The organism is Agarivorans litoreus (assembly GCF_019649015.1).
Classification (GTDB): Bacteria; Pseudomonadota; Gammaproteobacteria; order Enterobacterales; family Celerinatantimonadaceae; genus Agarivorans; species Agarivorans litoreus.
Genome location: NZ_BLPI01000001.1, coordinates 2,150,505 through 2,164,868, shown reverse-complemented (window position 1 = coordinate 2,164,868; position 14,364 = coordinate 2,150,505). Strand labels below are relative to the sequence as shown.

At 42.5% G+C, this 14,364-nt stretch carries 16 protein-coding genes; 3 read left to right on the top strand and 13 right to left on the bottom strand.

Features of this window, described 5'->3' with window-relative positions; translation table 11 throughout:
• Positions 1-353: 353 nt before the first annotated feature.
• Positions 354-797 carry an FMN-binding protein MioC gene (mioC, locus tag K5L93_RS10035; protein ID WP_220719678.1) on the bottom strand — a complete coding sequence of 148 codons (444 nt, stop codon included), beginning with the start codon at positions 795-797 and terminating at the stop codon, positions 354-356.
• A gap of 197 nt (positions 798-994) precedes the next feature.
• Positions 995-1,684, bottom strand: a complete 690-nt coding sequence (locus K5L93_RS10030; RefSeq protein ID WP_281422547.1) for a substrate-binding domain-containing protein — start codon at positions 1,682-1,684, stop codon at positions 995-997.
• On the opposite strand from K5L93_RS10030, the gene K5L93_RS10025 reads away from it, so the two are divergent.
• On the top strand, positions 1,614-2,096 hold the full coding sequence (locus K5L93_RS10025; RefSeq protein WP_220719676.1) for an oligogalacturonate-specific porin KdgM family protein: 483 nt from the start codon (positions 1,614-1,616) through the stop codon (positions 2,094-2,096). The genes K5L93_RS10030 and K5L93_RS10025 overlap by 71 nt on opposite strands.
• Before the next feature lie 56 nt (positions 2,097-2,152).
• On the opposite strand, the gene K5L93_RS10020 is transcribed toward K5L93_RS10025, so the two are convergent.
• The 11 genes from K5L93_RS10020 to K5L93_RS09970 form a co-directional block, all read right to left on the bottom strand.
• Positions 2,153-3,157, bottom strand: a complete 1,005-nt coding sequence (locus tag K5L93_RS10020; protein ID WP_152785087.1) for a cytochrome d ubiquinol oxidase subunit II — start codon at positions 3,155-3,157, stop codon at positions 2,153-2,155.
• Positions 3,154-4,545: a cytochrome ubiquinol oxidase subunit I gene (locus K5L93_RS10015; RefSeq protein ID WP_220719675.1), complete on the bottom strand. Its 1,392-nt coding sequence runs from the start codon at positions 4,543-4,545 to the stop codon at positions 3,154-3,156. The genes K5L93_RS10020 and K5L93_RS10015 overlap by 4 nt, the downstream gene beginning before the upstream one ends.
• 30 nt (positions 4,546-4,575) lie before the next feature.
• On the bottom strand, positions 4,576-5,136 hold the full coding sequence (locus K5L93_RS10010; protein WP_220719674.1) for a GbsR/MarR family transcriptional regulator: 561 nt from the start codon (positions 5,134-5,136) through the stop codon (positions 4,576-4,578).
• Between the two features lie 255 nt (positions 5,137-5,391).
• Positions 5,392-6,756: a tRNA uridine-5-carboxymethylaminomethyl(34) synthesis GTPase MnmE gene (gene mnmE / locus K5L93_RS10005; protein WP_220719673.1), complete on the bottom strand. Its 1,365-nt coding sequence runs from the start codon at positions 6,754-6,756 to the stop codon at positions 5,392-5,394.
• A 90-nt stretch (positions 6,757-6,846) separates the two neighbouring features.
• Positions 6,847-8,487, bottom strand: a complete 1,641-nt coding sequence (yidC, locus tag K5L93_RS10000) for a membrane protein insertase YidC (protein WP_220719672.1) — start codon at positions 8,485-8,487, stop codon at positions 6,847-6,849.
• 8 nt (positions 8,488-8,495) lie between these two features.
• A complete protein-coding gene (gene yidD / locus K5L93_RS09995) occupies positions 8,496-8,750 on the bottom strand; it encodes a membrane protein insertion efficiency factor YidD (protein ID WP_152785067.1) in 255 nt (84 codons plus the stop codon).
• Positions 8,720-9,073 (bottom strand): ribonuclease P protein component, encoded by a 354-nt coding sequence (rnpA, locus tag K5L93_RS09990; RefSeq protein WP_084681699.1) that lies wholly within the window; start codon positions 9,071-9,073, stop codon positions 8,720-8,722. The genes yidD and rnpA overlap by 31 nt, the downstream gene beginning before the upstream one ends.
• A 4-nt stretch (positions 9,074-9,077) precedes the next feature.
• On the bottom strand, positions 9,078-9,212 hold the full coding sequence (rpmH, locus tag K5L93_RS09985; RefSeq protein WP_016400276.1) for a 50S ribosomal protein L34: 135 nt from the start codon (positions 9,210-9,212) through the stop codon (positions 9,078-9,080).
• Positions 9,213-9,429: 217 nt separating this feature from the next.
• Positions 9,430-10,176 (bottom strand): amino acid ABC transporter ATP-binding protein, encoded by a 747-nt coding sequence (locus tag K5L93_RS09980; RefSeq protein ID WP_220719670.1) that lies wholly within the window; start codon positions 10,174-10,176, stop codon positions 9,430-9,432.
• 2 nt (positions 10,177-10,178) lie between these two features.
• Positions 10,179-10,847: an amino acid ABC transporter permease gene (locus K5L93_RS09975; RefSeq protein ID WP_040306767.1), complete on the bottom strand. Its 669-nt coding sequence runs from the start codon at positions 10,845-10,847 to the stop codon at positions 10,179-10,181.
• Positions 10,847-11,605 carry an amino acid ABC transporter substrate-binding protein gene (locus K5L93_RS09970; protein WP_220719668.1) on the bottom strand — a complete coding sequence of 253 codons (759 nt, stop codon included), beginning with the start codon at positions 11,603-11,605 and terminating at the stop codon, positions 10,847-10,849. The genes K5L93_RS09975 and K5L93_RS09970 overlap by 1 nt, the downstream gene beginning before the upstream one ends.
• Positions 11,606-11,901: 296 nt before the next feature.
• Between K5L93_RS09970 and dnaA the strand changes: the two genes are divergently transcribed.
• Both dnaA and dnaN read left to right on the top strand, forming a co-directional pair.
• Entirely contained in the window at positions 11,902-13,236 is a 1,335-nt protein-coding gene (gene dnaA, locus K5L93_RS09965; RefSeq protein ID WP_507762607.1) for a chromosomal replication initiator protein DnaA, read from the top strand.
• A 20-nt stretch (positions 13,237-13,256) separates the two neighbouring features.
• A complete protein-coding gene (dnaN, locus tag K5L93_RS09960; RefSeq protein WP_220719664.1) occupies positions 13,257-14,360 on the top strand; it encodes a DNA polymerase III subunit beta in 1,104 nt (367 codons plus the stop codon).
• Positions 14,361-14,364: the final 4 nt, after the last annotated feature.

Sequence of the window (14,364 nt, the reverse complement as noted above, 5' to 3'; positions counted from 1 at the left end):
AGCCAGCCTAATCCCAGAAGGGTGCGACATTTTACTGGTTAAGTGGCGATAAGGGAATGCTTAGATCAGAATTAGATCAGTACTCGATCTCTTATAAATATATATAAGATCTTTTTTTAAAGATCTTTTATTAGATCTACTATTAGTAACTTGCTGATCTGTAGATAAGTGATTTTTTAGCTTTATGATCATTAACTTAATTAAGATCAGATCTTGTTAATGAAGGGCGATCTAAGCAGGGGAAAAACTGGGATCTAATTTGCTGTTTATCCACAGGTGGAAATGGGTATAAGCTTATCCATAGGAATAACTATGTTAAACTAATAGCTATTCCCTAGGGTTATCCACAGTATTTAGTTCACATTTAGCTCATTTTTCCAGCTTTCTAACCATGCAACTGCTGGTTCTTCAGGCACTGGTTCTAGATCCACATCTATTTCTAAACGTTCTTTTAGCTTTTTGGCACCCAAATTACTTAAGGTTTGGTCGAGATCTTTACCTGCTCCACAGAAGGTATCGTAACTGCTACTACCAATAGCCACTACGCTATAAGAAACAGAAGAAAGATCTGGTTGGTTTTCGAGTAAATGTTGGAAAAATGGCTGTAAATTGTCTGGTACATCTCCTGCGCCATGAGTAGAACTGCAAATAAGCCAAAAAGCTTGCTTATTTAGCTCTTCAAACTCTGCATCTAAGTGAATTTTTACTTGATGCTGTTCTTTTAATAGCGCTTCTAGCTCATCTGCGACGTATTCAGCCGAACCGAGGGTTGATCCCACAATGATTTCTATATCCACTTACGATCCTGTTAAATGTAGAGTCTTGGTTACATTGTAACGTGATCTAATAGGGTTTAACTAGCTGCGAATTTATTGTGATCTAGTTGTTGATAGTTTCACGTGAAACCTCAGTAAAATTCTCTTTACCCGCCATCTAAGCTGATGATCCCATTTGTTGTGTGTGAATAAGAGTTGTGCACACATTACCTAAATGGCTAATGGGGTTTGTTTCTAAACTCTGCTTTACACAAATTAATTAGCGCCTGTTGAGCTGGGGAAATCGTTGTTTGTTTGCTGTAAATCAAGCCAAGTTGTTCATTGGCAATGGCATCGTTATGGGCTAAAACTACTAATTCACCCGTTTCAATATACGGATTTAGCTGCTGTTGTTGGCCGACAAAAACGCCAACACCACGTAAACAAAGTTCAATAGCTAGCGAATGATGCTCTACTGCAATTTGCCTTTGTACTGTATCGGGATCCCACAGCTCGGTATTGGTTGAAGAAAGAACAGTTATCCAGGTATGACTTAGCACTTGCTGAAGAGTTGTTGACGTTGCAGACGCTAATTGGTGAGTTCGTGAACATACTGCTACTACTGGTATTTCACACAAAGGTTCTACAGTAAATTGGCTAGGAAAAGCGTCCCGGTAAAAACAAATGGCTAAATCTAATGATGGTTGTTGTTGCCAGTTGAGTAGCTGCTCATCGCGGCGTTGGTAAATATGTAAATCTACTTGTGGGTAGGCTTGGTTAAATTGGCTAAGCACCTTTGCTATAGCGCTATCTTGCAAATACGCACTTACTCCAAGGTTTAACCTTAAACAGTCCAGGTTGGCAATTTGCTCTACCTGTTCGTTTAGGTGCCGTTTTGCACTTAGTAACTGCTCACACAAGGGCAGCATTTTTAAGCCTTGTTCTGACAACACCGGTAAGTTTGCTCTTAAAGGTGGTTATAACTTTGATAATGGTATTTTAGTTGCTGCACGTTACCGTTACGAAGGTCCCCAAAATAACAACAGCATAAATAAAGCTGAACTAGGCGATGTAAAAACCAACCGAACCGATTTAACCGCGGGTTGGGCCGGTGATATTGTTGGCGTGTCTTTTAACTACATTCATAAAGACGCAAATGCAGAGCACAAAAGCAATAACCTAAAAATCAATGAACTTGAAACTAAGGTGTTCCTTACCAATTTAGGAAGCTATCAGCCTTATGTTCAATATACTCAAAAAAACTTTGATAGTACCGATTACAACAGCACGCCTCTTAAAGATGATAGCCAGATTAAACTTGGCGTTAGTATGAAGTTTTAAGAGAACAAAAAAAGAGCGCCATAGGGCGCTCTTTTTAGTTGGTTTAACTGTAATGTTTAATGGTAGTTCAGTGAGGTCGCTTTGCCTCTAAATACCCAGTAAGAAAAGGCGGTATACATGAGGATCACCGGCACAACAATCAGGGCGCCAATTAAAATCACAATCAGTGATTCTGGCGCAGATGCCGCCTCCCAAATATCCATTTGTCCAGGTACTACATCGGGGAAGAAGCTAAAGCCCAATGCGCTAAAACACAGCAAAAATATCAGCATAACTAAGCTAAATGGTACCCAGCAGTGGCGATCGTTTTCTTTAGGTAAACGCCCTAGTAAAAAGTCGTTAAACAAAAACGCTGCAAAACACAAAGCTGGGATCAGCAATACAAACATGACCAATGGGAAGTCAAACCAGCGATCAAATACACCAGGGTTAACTAAAGGGTTAACGATAGATACTGCAATCACCCCCATGAAACAAAAGCGGCCAGTGGTTTTTGTCCAAGCAACAGCACGTTGCTGTAAGCTGTTTTCGGTTTTCATTACTAACCAAGCTGCGCCAATATAGCTATAAGCTGCTGTAACACCCAAGCCACTGAGTAAACCAAATAAATGGGTGCTTATGCCACCCTCAAAACCCATTACATACAAACCTAACATGTAGCCTTGAGCCAGGGTGGTGAGTATAGAGCCTGCTTTAAAGGTTCTGTCCCAAGCTAACTTATGGTCCACTGCTGCTTTAGCTCTAAAGTCAAAAGCTACGCCACGCATAATAAGTCCGATCAGCATAATTGCGACCGGAATATACAGGTGGTAGAGAACGATGCTATGCGCTGCTGGAAAGGCAATTAGCATGATGCCAACTGCCAGTACTAACCAAGTTTCGTTGGCATCCCAAAACGGACCAATAGAGGCAATCATAGTATCGCGCTGCGCTTCGTCGGCTTCGCCCATTGGCAGCAAAATACCCACACCTAAGTCGTAGCCATCTAAGATTGCGTACACAAGAACCGAAAGTCCCATTAAGCCGATAAAAATAACCGGTAACCAGTAGGCGTCCATCATGCTTTAGCACTCCCTTCAACGTTGTCTTGTGGCTGATTAACATTGGTTAAGTTGCCGTCGGGCCTGGGTTCGTTGGTTTCAAACTCTTCTTCTTTAACCGCTTTACGTGCCATTAAGAAAACCGTTCGAATGTAGGCAACTAACAAGAAGCCATAAACGATTAAATATAGCGCTAACGAAAATGCCACATTTGAAGCGGGTAGGCTGGTTACCGCATCTTCGGTTCTTAGCACTCCGGTTACTAACCACGGCTGGCGGCCTATTTCGGTTACATACCAGCCGGCAAGTGTTGCTACCCAACCCGAGAAGGTTGTACCTACCAATACTTTTAGCATCCAATTTGGCATTTTGCCTTTACGCACCATGTGGTAAGAGCCAAACCAACTTAGGGCTAACATAAGTAGACCCAAGCCCACCATTACCCGGAAACTCCAAAAAACAGGTGCTACTGGCGGGTGCTCGTTTTCAAATTCGTTTAAGCCTTTAAGCTCGCCATCTAGCTCGTGAGTTAAAATTAAGCTCGCTAACTTTGGAATACCAATGGCAAATTTGTTGGTTTTGGTTTCTTCATCTGGCAATGCAAATAACAGTAATGGAGCGCCTTTCTCGGTTTCCCAGATACCTTCAATGGCAGCAATTTTTGCAGGTTGATGTTCAAGAGTATTTAAGCCATGAAAATCACCCACTAAAGCCTGAGTTGGCGCTAGTATCGCTGCCACTATTAGGCTTACTTTTAAGGTAAGACGCGGCGCTTTTTTAACGTCGCCTTTTAAAATTCGATAGGCTGAAATACCGGCGATAAAAAACGATGCAGTTAGGCCTGACGCTAACAACATGTGGATTAAGCGATAAGGAAATGATGGGTTAAATACAATTGCAAACCAATCGGTTGGATAAGCAACACCATCGCGCATTTCAAAACCCGTTGGGGTTTGCATCCATGAGTCTAGCGCTAAAATCCAAAATGCCGACAAACTGGTACCAATTGCTACCAATATGGTTGCTAGGGTATGTACTTTGTTTGGTACGCGTTTAATGCCAAACAGCATAATGCCCAAGAAGGTGGCTTCTAAGAAAAAGGCGGTAAGCACCTCGTAACCGAGCAGAGGACCAGCAATATTACCCACGGTTTCCATAAAGCCTGGCCAGTTAGTACCAAACTGGAATGACATGGTAATGCCGCTTACAACACCAATCGCAAAGGAAAGTGCAAACACCTTTACCCAAAAGCGATAGGCGCGCATCCATACCGGGTTACCGGTCATATCGTGGCGAACTTTAAAAAATACTAGGAACCAACACATCGCAATGGTGATGGTGGGAAACAGGATGTGAAAGCTGATATTGGCAGCAAACTGTATCCTTGAGAGCATTAGGGCATCAAGCATGGTTAAGCCTCGTTAAGGTTGATAATCTCATTAGCTGGCGGCAGATCCCTTGTTACCAACGATTTTGTCTTTTAGTTCTAAAATTCTGCTAATACCTGAGCCCATCTTCATTAAACTCTGTAGTTTGTCTGGGTTCATCGTATTGAGTGCGTACGACCATTGAGTGATTAACTCTAAGAGATCGTGGATCTCTTCCATTTTTTGTTGGGTATACTGATCTGCTTCGTTTTCTGGTTCTTCTAATAGATTTGAGCGCAATAGAGAAAGGGTTGGGTCTACTTCACGCTTACTGCGTTCTTCAAATACGGTTCTCGCCATATCCCAGATAGAGCCCGCTGCGGTAAAAAACTCGCGACGCTGACCTGCTTGGTGGCTTAGCTTTACTAAACGCCAAGACTGTAATTCTTTTAAACCCATACTTACGTTGCCGCGACTAATACCCAGCTGTTGCATAATTTGCTCAGCGTGCAAAGGCTCTTGATTAATCACTAACAAAGCCAATATTTGGCCAACCGTTCGGTTAAAACCCCAACGGCTGCCCATTTCGCCAAAATGAAGAACAAAAGCTTGGCTCTTCTCTGATAATTGCACGTGACAAATCCTTTTATTGAACTTTCAGAAAACAGTGAAACTTTAATTGAAAATTGATTTAAGTCAATATTTTTAGTGATGAATAACGGTGTTTGATGAAACCGTGAAGAAGATTTAGCTTAGTTTGAAAGTGGGTTTGTTTGTTAATCAAAAACCTGACAATGGCTTTATGTTTACTTGCTGTTTATCAGGTTTCGTTGGTGTTTATCTTTGTTTTAAGGGGATTTTGCTAATAGTGAATACTTACTTATTAAGCTATTTTCCGATACAGAAACTGGTGAAAATGCGGCTGAGTAAATCGTCGGAGCTGAACTCACCGGTAATTTCGCTTAAGTGTTGTTGTACCAAGCGCAGTTCTTCGGCCAACAGTTCACCTGCTTGATAAACTTCTAGTTGGGTTTTGCCGTTGTCTAAATGGCCTGCGGCAAGTTCGATGGCGTTAAGGTGGCGACGACGTGCCATAAAACCACCTTCCATATTGCCTTGAAAACCCATGCATTGTTTTAGATGGTCTTTTAGCTCTGCTAGGCCTAGCTCGGTTTTAGCTGAAATCTTATAAACAGGATGTCCGTGATCCATTACTACGTCTAAGCTTTCGCCGGTAACATCGGCTTTGTTGCGTACTACTGTCATGCCAATATTGGTGGGTAGTTTTGCCACAAATTCAGGCCAAATTTTTTGTGGGTCGAGTTCCTCGGTGGTGGTGCCGTCCACCATAAACAATACCCGATCAGCATTATTGATTTCTTCCCAAGCGCGCTCTATACCTATTTGCTCTACAACGTCTGCGTCATCACGTAAACCAGCGGTATCGATGATGTGTAGTGGCATACCGTCAATATGAATATGCTCGCGTAATACGTCACGAGTCGTTCCGGCTATGTCGGTAACAATGGCGGCTTGTTTACCTGCTAGGGCGTTAAGTAGGCTTGATTTACCGGCGTTAGGACGGCCAGCGATAACTACTCGCATGCCTTCTCGTAGTAATGAACCTTGGCGAGCTTGGCTTTGTACTAAGCCTAATTCTTCGATAATGGCGTATAAATCGGCTTGTACTTTACCGTCGCTTAAAAAGTCGATTTCTTCTTCGGGAAAATCAATTGCGGCTTCAACGTAAATACGCAGGCGAGTAACACTTTCAACTAAGCTATGGATCTTGTTTGAAAACTCACCCTGCAGCGAATGTAAGGCACTTTTGGCTGCTTGTTCGCTGGTGGCTTCAATTAGGTCGGCAATGGCTTCTGCTTGGGCTAAATCGAGCTTATCGTTTAGAAATGCGCGCTCACTAAACTCACCTGGGCGAGCCATGCGTAAACCATCTAATTGGCAAATTTCGCGAATTAGCATGTCTATTACTACCGGCCCGCCGTGACCTTGTAGTTCTAGTACATCTTCACCGGTAAAGGAATTTGGCCCTTTAAAGTACAGTGCAATACCTTGGTCAAGCGTGTCTCCGCTAAGGCTTTTAAACGGTAAGTAATCGGCATAGCGAGGAGCAGGGCACTTGCCTAATAGCGTTTCGGCTACTTGCTGGGCTAAAGGGCCAGATACTCTAATTATGCCTACACCACCACGACCTGGGGCGGTAGCTTGCGCCACAATAGTATCAGTTGAATTCATGCTCACTCTCTTTGCTCATTTCTGCTGAAAATAAAAATGCCATTCAGCCTTCACTGAATGGCATTTTAGCATTGTTGCTAAACTTTGTGCTTAGCGTTTATGCAATCCTTTTTTCTCAAGGTTACGGTAGATGATGGTTTGCTGAATCAGCGTTACCACGTTACTCATCAACCAGTAAAGTACTAGACCTGCTGGGAACCATAAGAAGAATACAGTAAAGATTACTGGCATAAACTGCATAATTTTAGCCTGCATTGGGTCGGCTACAGTGGTTGGAGACATCTTCTGAATGAAGAACATACTCACACCCATCAAAATAGGCAGAATGTAGAATGGGTCTTGTACCGATAGGTCGGTAATCCAACCAAAGAATGGTGCATGACGTAACTCTACGCTTTCCATTAACGACCAGTACAAAGCAATAAAGATAGGCATTTGTAGCAAGATAGGGAAACAACCACCTAAGGGGTTTACTTTCTCTTTCTTGTACAGCTCCATCATGCCTTGCGACATTTTCTGACGGTCGTCGCCGTACTTCTCACGAAGTGCTGCCATTTTAGGTTGCAGTAAACGCATCTTCGCCATAGAGGTGTATTGCGCTTTAGTTAGCGGGTACAACAAACCTTTTACGGTGAAGGTGATAAGGATAATTGCAACACCCCAGTTACCTACAATGCTGTGGAAGAAGGTGAGTAGTTTGTACAATGGTTGGGCAATAAACCATAACCAGCCGTAGTCTACGGTTAGGTCTAGGTGTTTTGCTGATTCAGCCATTTGCTTTTGCAGTTTAGGGCCAACCCATAACGAGCTAGTTAGGGTTGCTGTCTCGTTAGGCGCAATGGTTTGTAATGGCGCTTTGTAACCCATAAATACAAAACCGTTACCGCTGTTTGAATATAGCTGGTTGGTATCGTCTTCGTTTGGCAACCAAGCGGTTACAAAGTAGTGCTGCATCATCGCTACCCAACCACCAGTAGTAGTTTCATTTAGGTTAGATTTTTTGATGTCTTTAACGCTGTACTTTGAGTAACGAGTTGATTCGCTAGAGTAAGCACCACCACGATAAACCGGCATTACCATGCTAGAGCTATGCTCTTTATCGGTTTGCTTAAGCTGGCTGTATAGTTGCAAGCTTAGGTTGGAGTCACTTTTGTTGCTTACTTGAAAGTCTACGTTTACGTCGTAGCTACCACGAGTAAGGGTAAAGTTTTTAGTAAATACGTTACCGCTTTGGTCTTGGTAGTTAAGTGCTACAACCAGTTCATTGCTACCATCGGCTAGTTCAAAATTGTTGCTAGTTACTTGGTAGATTGGGCGGCCGTTGGCGCTGGCATCGGGGCCATCACGACCAATTAAGCCGCTTTGGGCTACATAGGTAAAGTTAGGATTTTCTTCTAACAGTACAAATGGATCTGTTGAGTCTTCTTCTATTGGGTAGGCCAATAGTTCTGCACTCACTACATCACCGCCTTGAGCGCTAATTTTAAGCTTTAGAACGTCGGTAGTAACCGTGATTAACTGACCTGCAGCGGTAGCCTGCGTTAAGTCTGAATCGTCGTGAGATGAAGCACTGGCTGGCACATCACCATTTGCAGTAGTACCAGTTGCGGTAACAGTATTGGTAGCAGTAGTTACTACAGGCTGTGGGCCGTAGTCTTTTTGCCATTGCTGATATATAAGAAAACTTACAAACAGCAACCCAATTATCAGTAAATTGCGTTGAGATTCCATAATTTTAGTTAATCACTATTGGTTTTTTTGGAACCTGGAACCGGATCATGTCCGCCAGGATGTAGAGGATGGCATTTTAATAGACGTTGGCTTGCTAACCAACTACCTTTTAACACACCATGCAAATTAATTGCTTCAATCGCGTAATCTGAACATGTTGGCGTAAACCGGCAGCGCGGACCAAGCAAAGGACTTATCACGTATTGATAAGCCTTGATTGGCATAATTGCGATTATTCGCAACGGCGCGTTAGTCTTCGCCATGATTTCTCCAGAAGCTTGGTCAGGTCTTTATTATCTAAGTCTGAAATACCGTTCTTGGAAATAACCACTATATCTACTGCGGGCAACTTGTGCTGATGTAGACGAAAGCTTTCTCTTACCAAACGTTTAATTCGATTACGACCTACCGCTAGTTTAACGCTTTTTTTAGAAACAGCTAAACCTAGACGAGGGTGTTCTAGAGTATTGGTTTTGGCAAGGATAGTGAGTTGGGGGGTACCCACACGAACGGGGTTGGAGAATACATGTTTGAAATGCATGGGAGTTAACAAACGTAACTCCCTGCTAAAAGAATGTCTTTGCACTTAATTATGCAGACAGACTTGCGCGACCTTTAGCGCGACGACGTGCCAAAACTTGGCGGCCGTTTTTTGTTGCCATGCGAGCGCGGAAACCGTGGCTACGCTTGCGCTTTAGTACGCTTGGTTGAAAAGTACGTTTCATATTTATTACTCTTGCTAGCTAGTTTTTTACTGTACAGTCGGTGCAATTAACCAAAATGGTAGGCGCACCGGGTAAAAAAGAGGCGAAATTCTAATCATTCACCTCTTCTAAGTCAAACGAAAAATCGCTTAATCTTAAATACTGTTGTGGAAAAGATCCTTTGGATCTTTGGCGGCATTATAGTGCTCCTTTATATAGGTGCAACTAAACAATGTAATTAGCCGTGATTTCGCTTAACTATACGCGATATAAACTGTTGAGTTCGTGGATCTTTCGGCTGATTAAATAGTTGTTCTGGGCTACCTTGTTCAACAATGGTTCCATCGCTCATAAATACCACGCGGTCGGCAACTTCGCGGGCGAAGGCCATTTCATGAGTAACAATAATTAATGTCTGTTTGCGCTCGGCCAGTTTTTTGATGAGTTCAAGCACTTCGCCAACCCATTCTGGATCTAAGGCTGATGTGGGTTCATCAAACAATATAGCTTGGCTGTGAGTAGCCATAGCACGGCCTATACCTATACGTTGCTGTTGGCCACCCGATAATTGGCTAGGGTAGTGTTTGGTTTTATCCGCTAAGCCAATATCCTTAAGTATCTTTCTTGCCTCGGCTAAGGCTTTATCTTTGGGTTGCTTCCAAACAGTGATCAACGCTTCGGCTATGTTTTGCTCTGCGTTTAAGTTGGCAAATAGCGAGTAATTTTGAAAGACAAAAGACAGTTTACGGCGCAGCGCAAGCACGTCTTTTTGTTGATGGCTTTGTGCATCTACTGTTAAACCATCTACGCTAATAAGGCCGGTATCGGGTTGTTCTAAGTAATTAATACAACGTAGAAATGTAGATTTTCCGGTTCCTGATGGGCCGATGATCGCTACAACTTCGCCCTCTTTTACTTCTAAATCGATACCGTTAAGCACATTTTGCCCATCGAAGGACTTGCTTAAATTGGAGATTTTTATCATCGTTAATAAGCCTTCGATAGTCGCTGTTCAGCAAGGTTTTGTAGCTGAGTAAATACTGCAACAACTGCCCAGTAGATAAGTGCTACTGCTAAAAATGCTTCAAAGAACTTAAAGCTACTAGACGCTTCCATTTGCGCTTTAGCCATTATTTCTGCCACACCTAAGGTAAAGGCCAAAGAGGTGCTTTTAATCATATCGATAAGATAGTTCATTAAAGAAGGCAGGGCGGTGCGTAGTGCCTGTGGTAGCACTACTCTGCGCAAAGCTTGCAGTCGAGTCATACCAAAGGCGTAACAAGCGTCCCACTGGCTTTTATCAATAGAGTTAATGGCTGCTCTAATGCTTTCTGCTTTATAGGCAGAAAAATGCAAACTTAAGCCGATGACAGATGCGCTAAATGCATCTAAGCCAATCAGTATTGGAAATACCTGAGGTAAGCCGTAATACAAGATAAACAGTTGTACCAGTAGCGGTGTACCGCGGAAGAATGAGATAAATACCACTGCAAATTGATTAAGCAGTGGCAACTTAAATACACGAAATAGAGCCAATACTAGCGCAAGCACTAATGCAAAAACGGCTGCAACTGCAGCCATTTCCATGGTGGTTCCCAAATACTTAAACAGTATTGGGAACAGCTCTAACATGTAACCGAAGTCAAATGTAGACATTATTTGGTGATGTCTCCGTCAAACCATTTTTGAGAAATTGCGCTTAGGCTGCCATCTTGCTGCATAGCTTCTAAGCTAGCGTTAACTTTAGCTTGTAATGCTTGGCCTGCTTCGTTGTTTTTGAATGGCATAGCATTCTCGATGGTTTCGAAAGGCTGACCAGCTAGCGCTAAGGGTAGACCAGATTTCTTGATAAGTGCTAACGAAGATACACGGTCCATAACAAATGCATCTGAACGACCCAATGCAACATCTTGCTCGATGCCTGTATCGTAAGTCGCTATGTTAATTTGCTTATCGGTGTCGTGTTTTCGCAATAGCTGCTCAAAGTTAGAACCGAGGTTTACCGCAACCTTTTTACCTTTTAAGTCGTTAATGCTAGTAATCTCGCTATTGCCTTTACGTACAACAATTTGCGCGCCATCCACCACATAAGGGTGAGAGAATAGGTATTTAGCTTTACGTTCATCGGTAATAGTAATTTGGTTAGAAATTGTATCTACACGACCTGTCTCTAACATGCCAAATAGGCCAGAGAAATTTGCGGTTACAAATTCAACTTTCCAATCATTACGTTTGGCCAGTTCATTCCAAACATCAACTTCAAAGCCTTGCAGCTGATCTTGTTTTACAAAAGTGAAAGGAAAATAACGACCAGACATACCTACTTTAACGGTATCTTGTGCAAATGCTGACCAAGGACTTATGCTAACTAGCAGTAAACCAAGTAGTAATCGTGATTTATTTAGTAGTTTCATTTCTATTCTTCTGTATCTGTAGTTGTGTATGGGTAAAAATTCTAGTTCAGCCTCGGTTAATACACAAATACGCTATGGTTATATCAAATAACTAAGCTGTTATCTGGCTCGGCGAATTTTATTCACATATTTGTTATCTGCTTGTGAATAATTCATAAGAAACCTAGAGTTTAAGCGGCTTCCGTTATAAAATAGACGGTCTTTTTGGTGATAACGCGGAGTCGCGAGTGAGTGGGTCTCTTTGGCAACAAATCCTAGTACGTTTACAAGATGAATTGCCGGCAACAGAATTTAGTATGTGGATCCGACCACTGCAAGTAGTGCAAGACGCAGAGTTATTGGTGTTATACGCACCAAACCGTTTTGTGTTGGATTGGGTTAAAGATAAGTACTTGATCCGAGTAAATGCTTTACTCGAAGAGTTTTGCGGTAGTGATAAACCGAGTTTACGTTTTGAAGTTGGCAGCAAGCCAGTTAGCCGAACCTTATCTAACCCAGTAAAAGCCGATCCTGTTCAATCTGGGGTGAGTATAGCGCCAGTAAGTCATAATGATAGTGGCAAGAGTTGGGATAAAGAGCCTGCAGTAAAGTCCGCCTTAGAAGCCAATCATCGAAATAATATTAATGCCACTTACCAGTTCGATAACTTTGTTGAAGGTAAATCGAACCAACTAGCGCGCGCTGCAGCTACTCAGGTAGCCAATAATCCTGGCGGGGCTTATAACCCGTTATTTTTATATGGCGGTACCGGCTTAGGTAAGACCCACCTTTTACATGCGGTGGGTAATGGCATTATCGAGAACAAAAAGAATGCTAAGGTGGTGTATATGCACTCTGAGCGATTTGTTCAAGATATGGTAAAAGCCCTACAAAACAATGCGATAGAAGATTTTAAACGTTACTACCGTAGCGTTGATGCTTTGTTAATCGATGATATTCAGTTTTTTGCTAATAAAGAACGCTCACAAGAAGAGTTTTTCCATACCTTTAACGCTTTGTTGGAAGGTAATCAGCAAATTATCTTAACCAGTGACCGCTACCCTAAAGAAATTGATGGCGTTGAAGATCGCTTAAAAAGTCGATTTGGTTGGGGCTTAACGGTTGCTATCGAACCCCCTGAGTTAGAAACTCGCGTAGCTATTTTAATGACTAAGGCGAACGAAAATAATATTCGTTTGCCCGACGAAGTTGCTTTCTTTATCGCTAAACGTTTGCGTTCTAATGTTCGTGAACTAGAAGGGGCATTGAATCGTGTGATTGCTAACGCTAACTTCACCGGACGGGCAATCACCATTGATTTTGTTCGTGAAGCCTTACGTGATTTGTTAGCGCTGCAAGAGAAATTGGTAACTATTGATAATATTCAAAAAACAGTTGCCGAGTATTACAAAATTAAAGTGGCTGATCTGTTGTCTAAACGACGCTCTCGTTCGGTGGCTAGGCCGCGACAATTAGCAATGGCGCTGGCAAAAGAGCTTACCAACCACAGCTTGCCAGAAATTGGTGATGCATTTGGTGGTCGCGACCATACAACGGTATTACATGCTTGTCGTAAGATCTCTCAACTTAAAGATGAAAGCCACGACATTAAAGAAGATTATCAGAATTTAATCCGCACATTATCGTCATAATCGGAGAGGCGTGACTAGGTATGCAATTTAGTATTAACCGAGAACAACTGCTTAAACCTTTGCAGCAAGTGAGTGCTGCGCTGGGTGGGCGTCCAACTATTCCTATTTTGGGTAATGTTCTGCTAGATATAAGCAACCAACAGTTGTCGATTACCGGCACCGATATGGAAGTAGAACTTATTGCGACACTTCCGCTAGAAAGTGCTGTAAACGAAGGGCGAGTTACCGTACCGGCTAAAAAGTTTGTAGATATTTGTCGTGGTTTGCCAGACGGTTGTGAGATTAGCTGTAAGGCCGACGATAATCGCTTGGTGTTACGCTCTGGACGCAGTCGTTTTTCGTTAGCAACTTTGCCAGCTAGCGATTTTCCAAACATAGAAGATTGGCAAAGCCAGCAGCTAATTCAGCTGACTCAAGGCCAGCTTAAAAACTTGATAGATAGTACTCAGTTTTCAATGGCTAGCCAGGATGTTCGTTATTACTTAAATGGTATGTTGTTTGAGACTGACGAAAAAGGTTTGAAAACTATTGCTACAGACGGACACCGTTTAGCCTTGGCCGAACAACGTTTTGAGCAACCTTTGCAAGCTCAACAAGTTATTGTTCCGCGTAAAGGGGTTATTGAGTTGTCTCGAATGCTCGAGCACGAAGATCAGCTTGTAGAATTACAGATTGGCAGCAATAACATTCGAGCCAGTGTTCAAGGTTTTACTTTTACTAGCAAGCTAGTTGACGGCCGCTTCCCTGATTATCGACGAGTCCTTCCAGCTAATAGTGATAAAGCATTAATTTCCGGTAGAGATGAGCTCAAACAAGCATTCTCACGTGCAGCTATTTTGTCTAATGAGAAGTTTCGTGGCGTACGCTTACAGCTAGAATCTGGAAGCTTAAAGATAACAGCAAATAACCCTGAACAAGAAGAAGCAGAAGAAATCTTAGACGTAGATTACCAGGCCGAAGACTTAGAAATTGGCTTTAACGTTGTTTATGTTTTGGATGTTTTGAATGCCCTTAAGTGCGATCAAATTAGAATAAATATGAGCAACAGTAATAGCAGCGCCTTGATCGAAGATGCTGAACAAAGCGGCAAAGCAATGTACGTTGTAATGCCAATGCGTTTGTAATTTC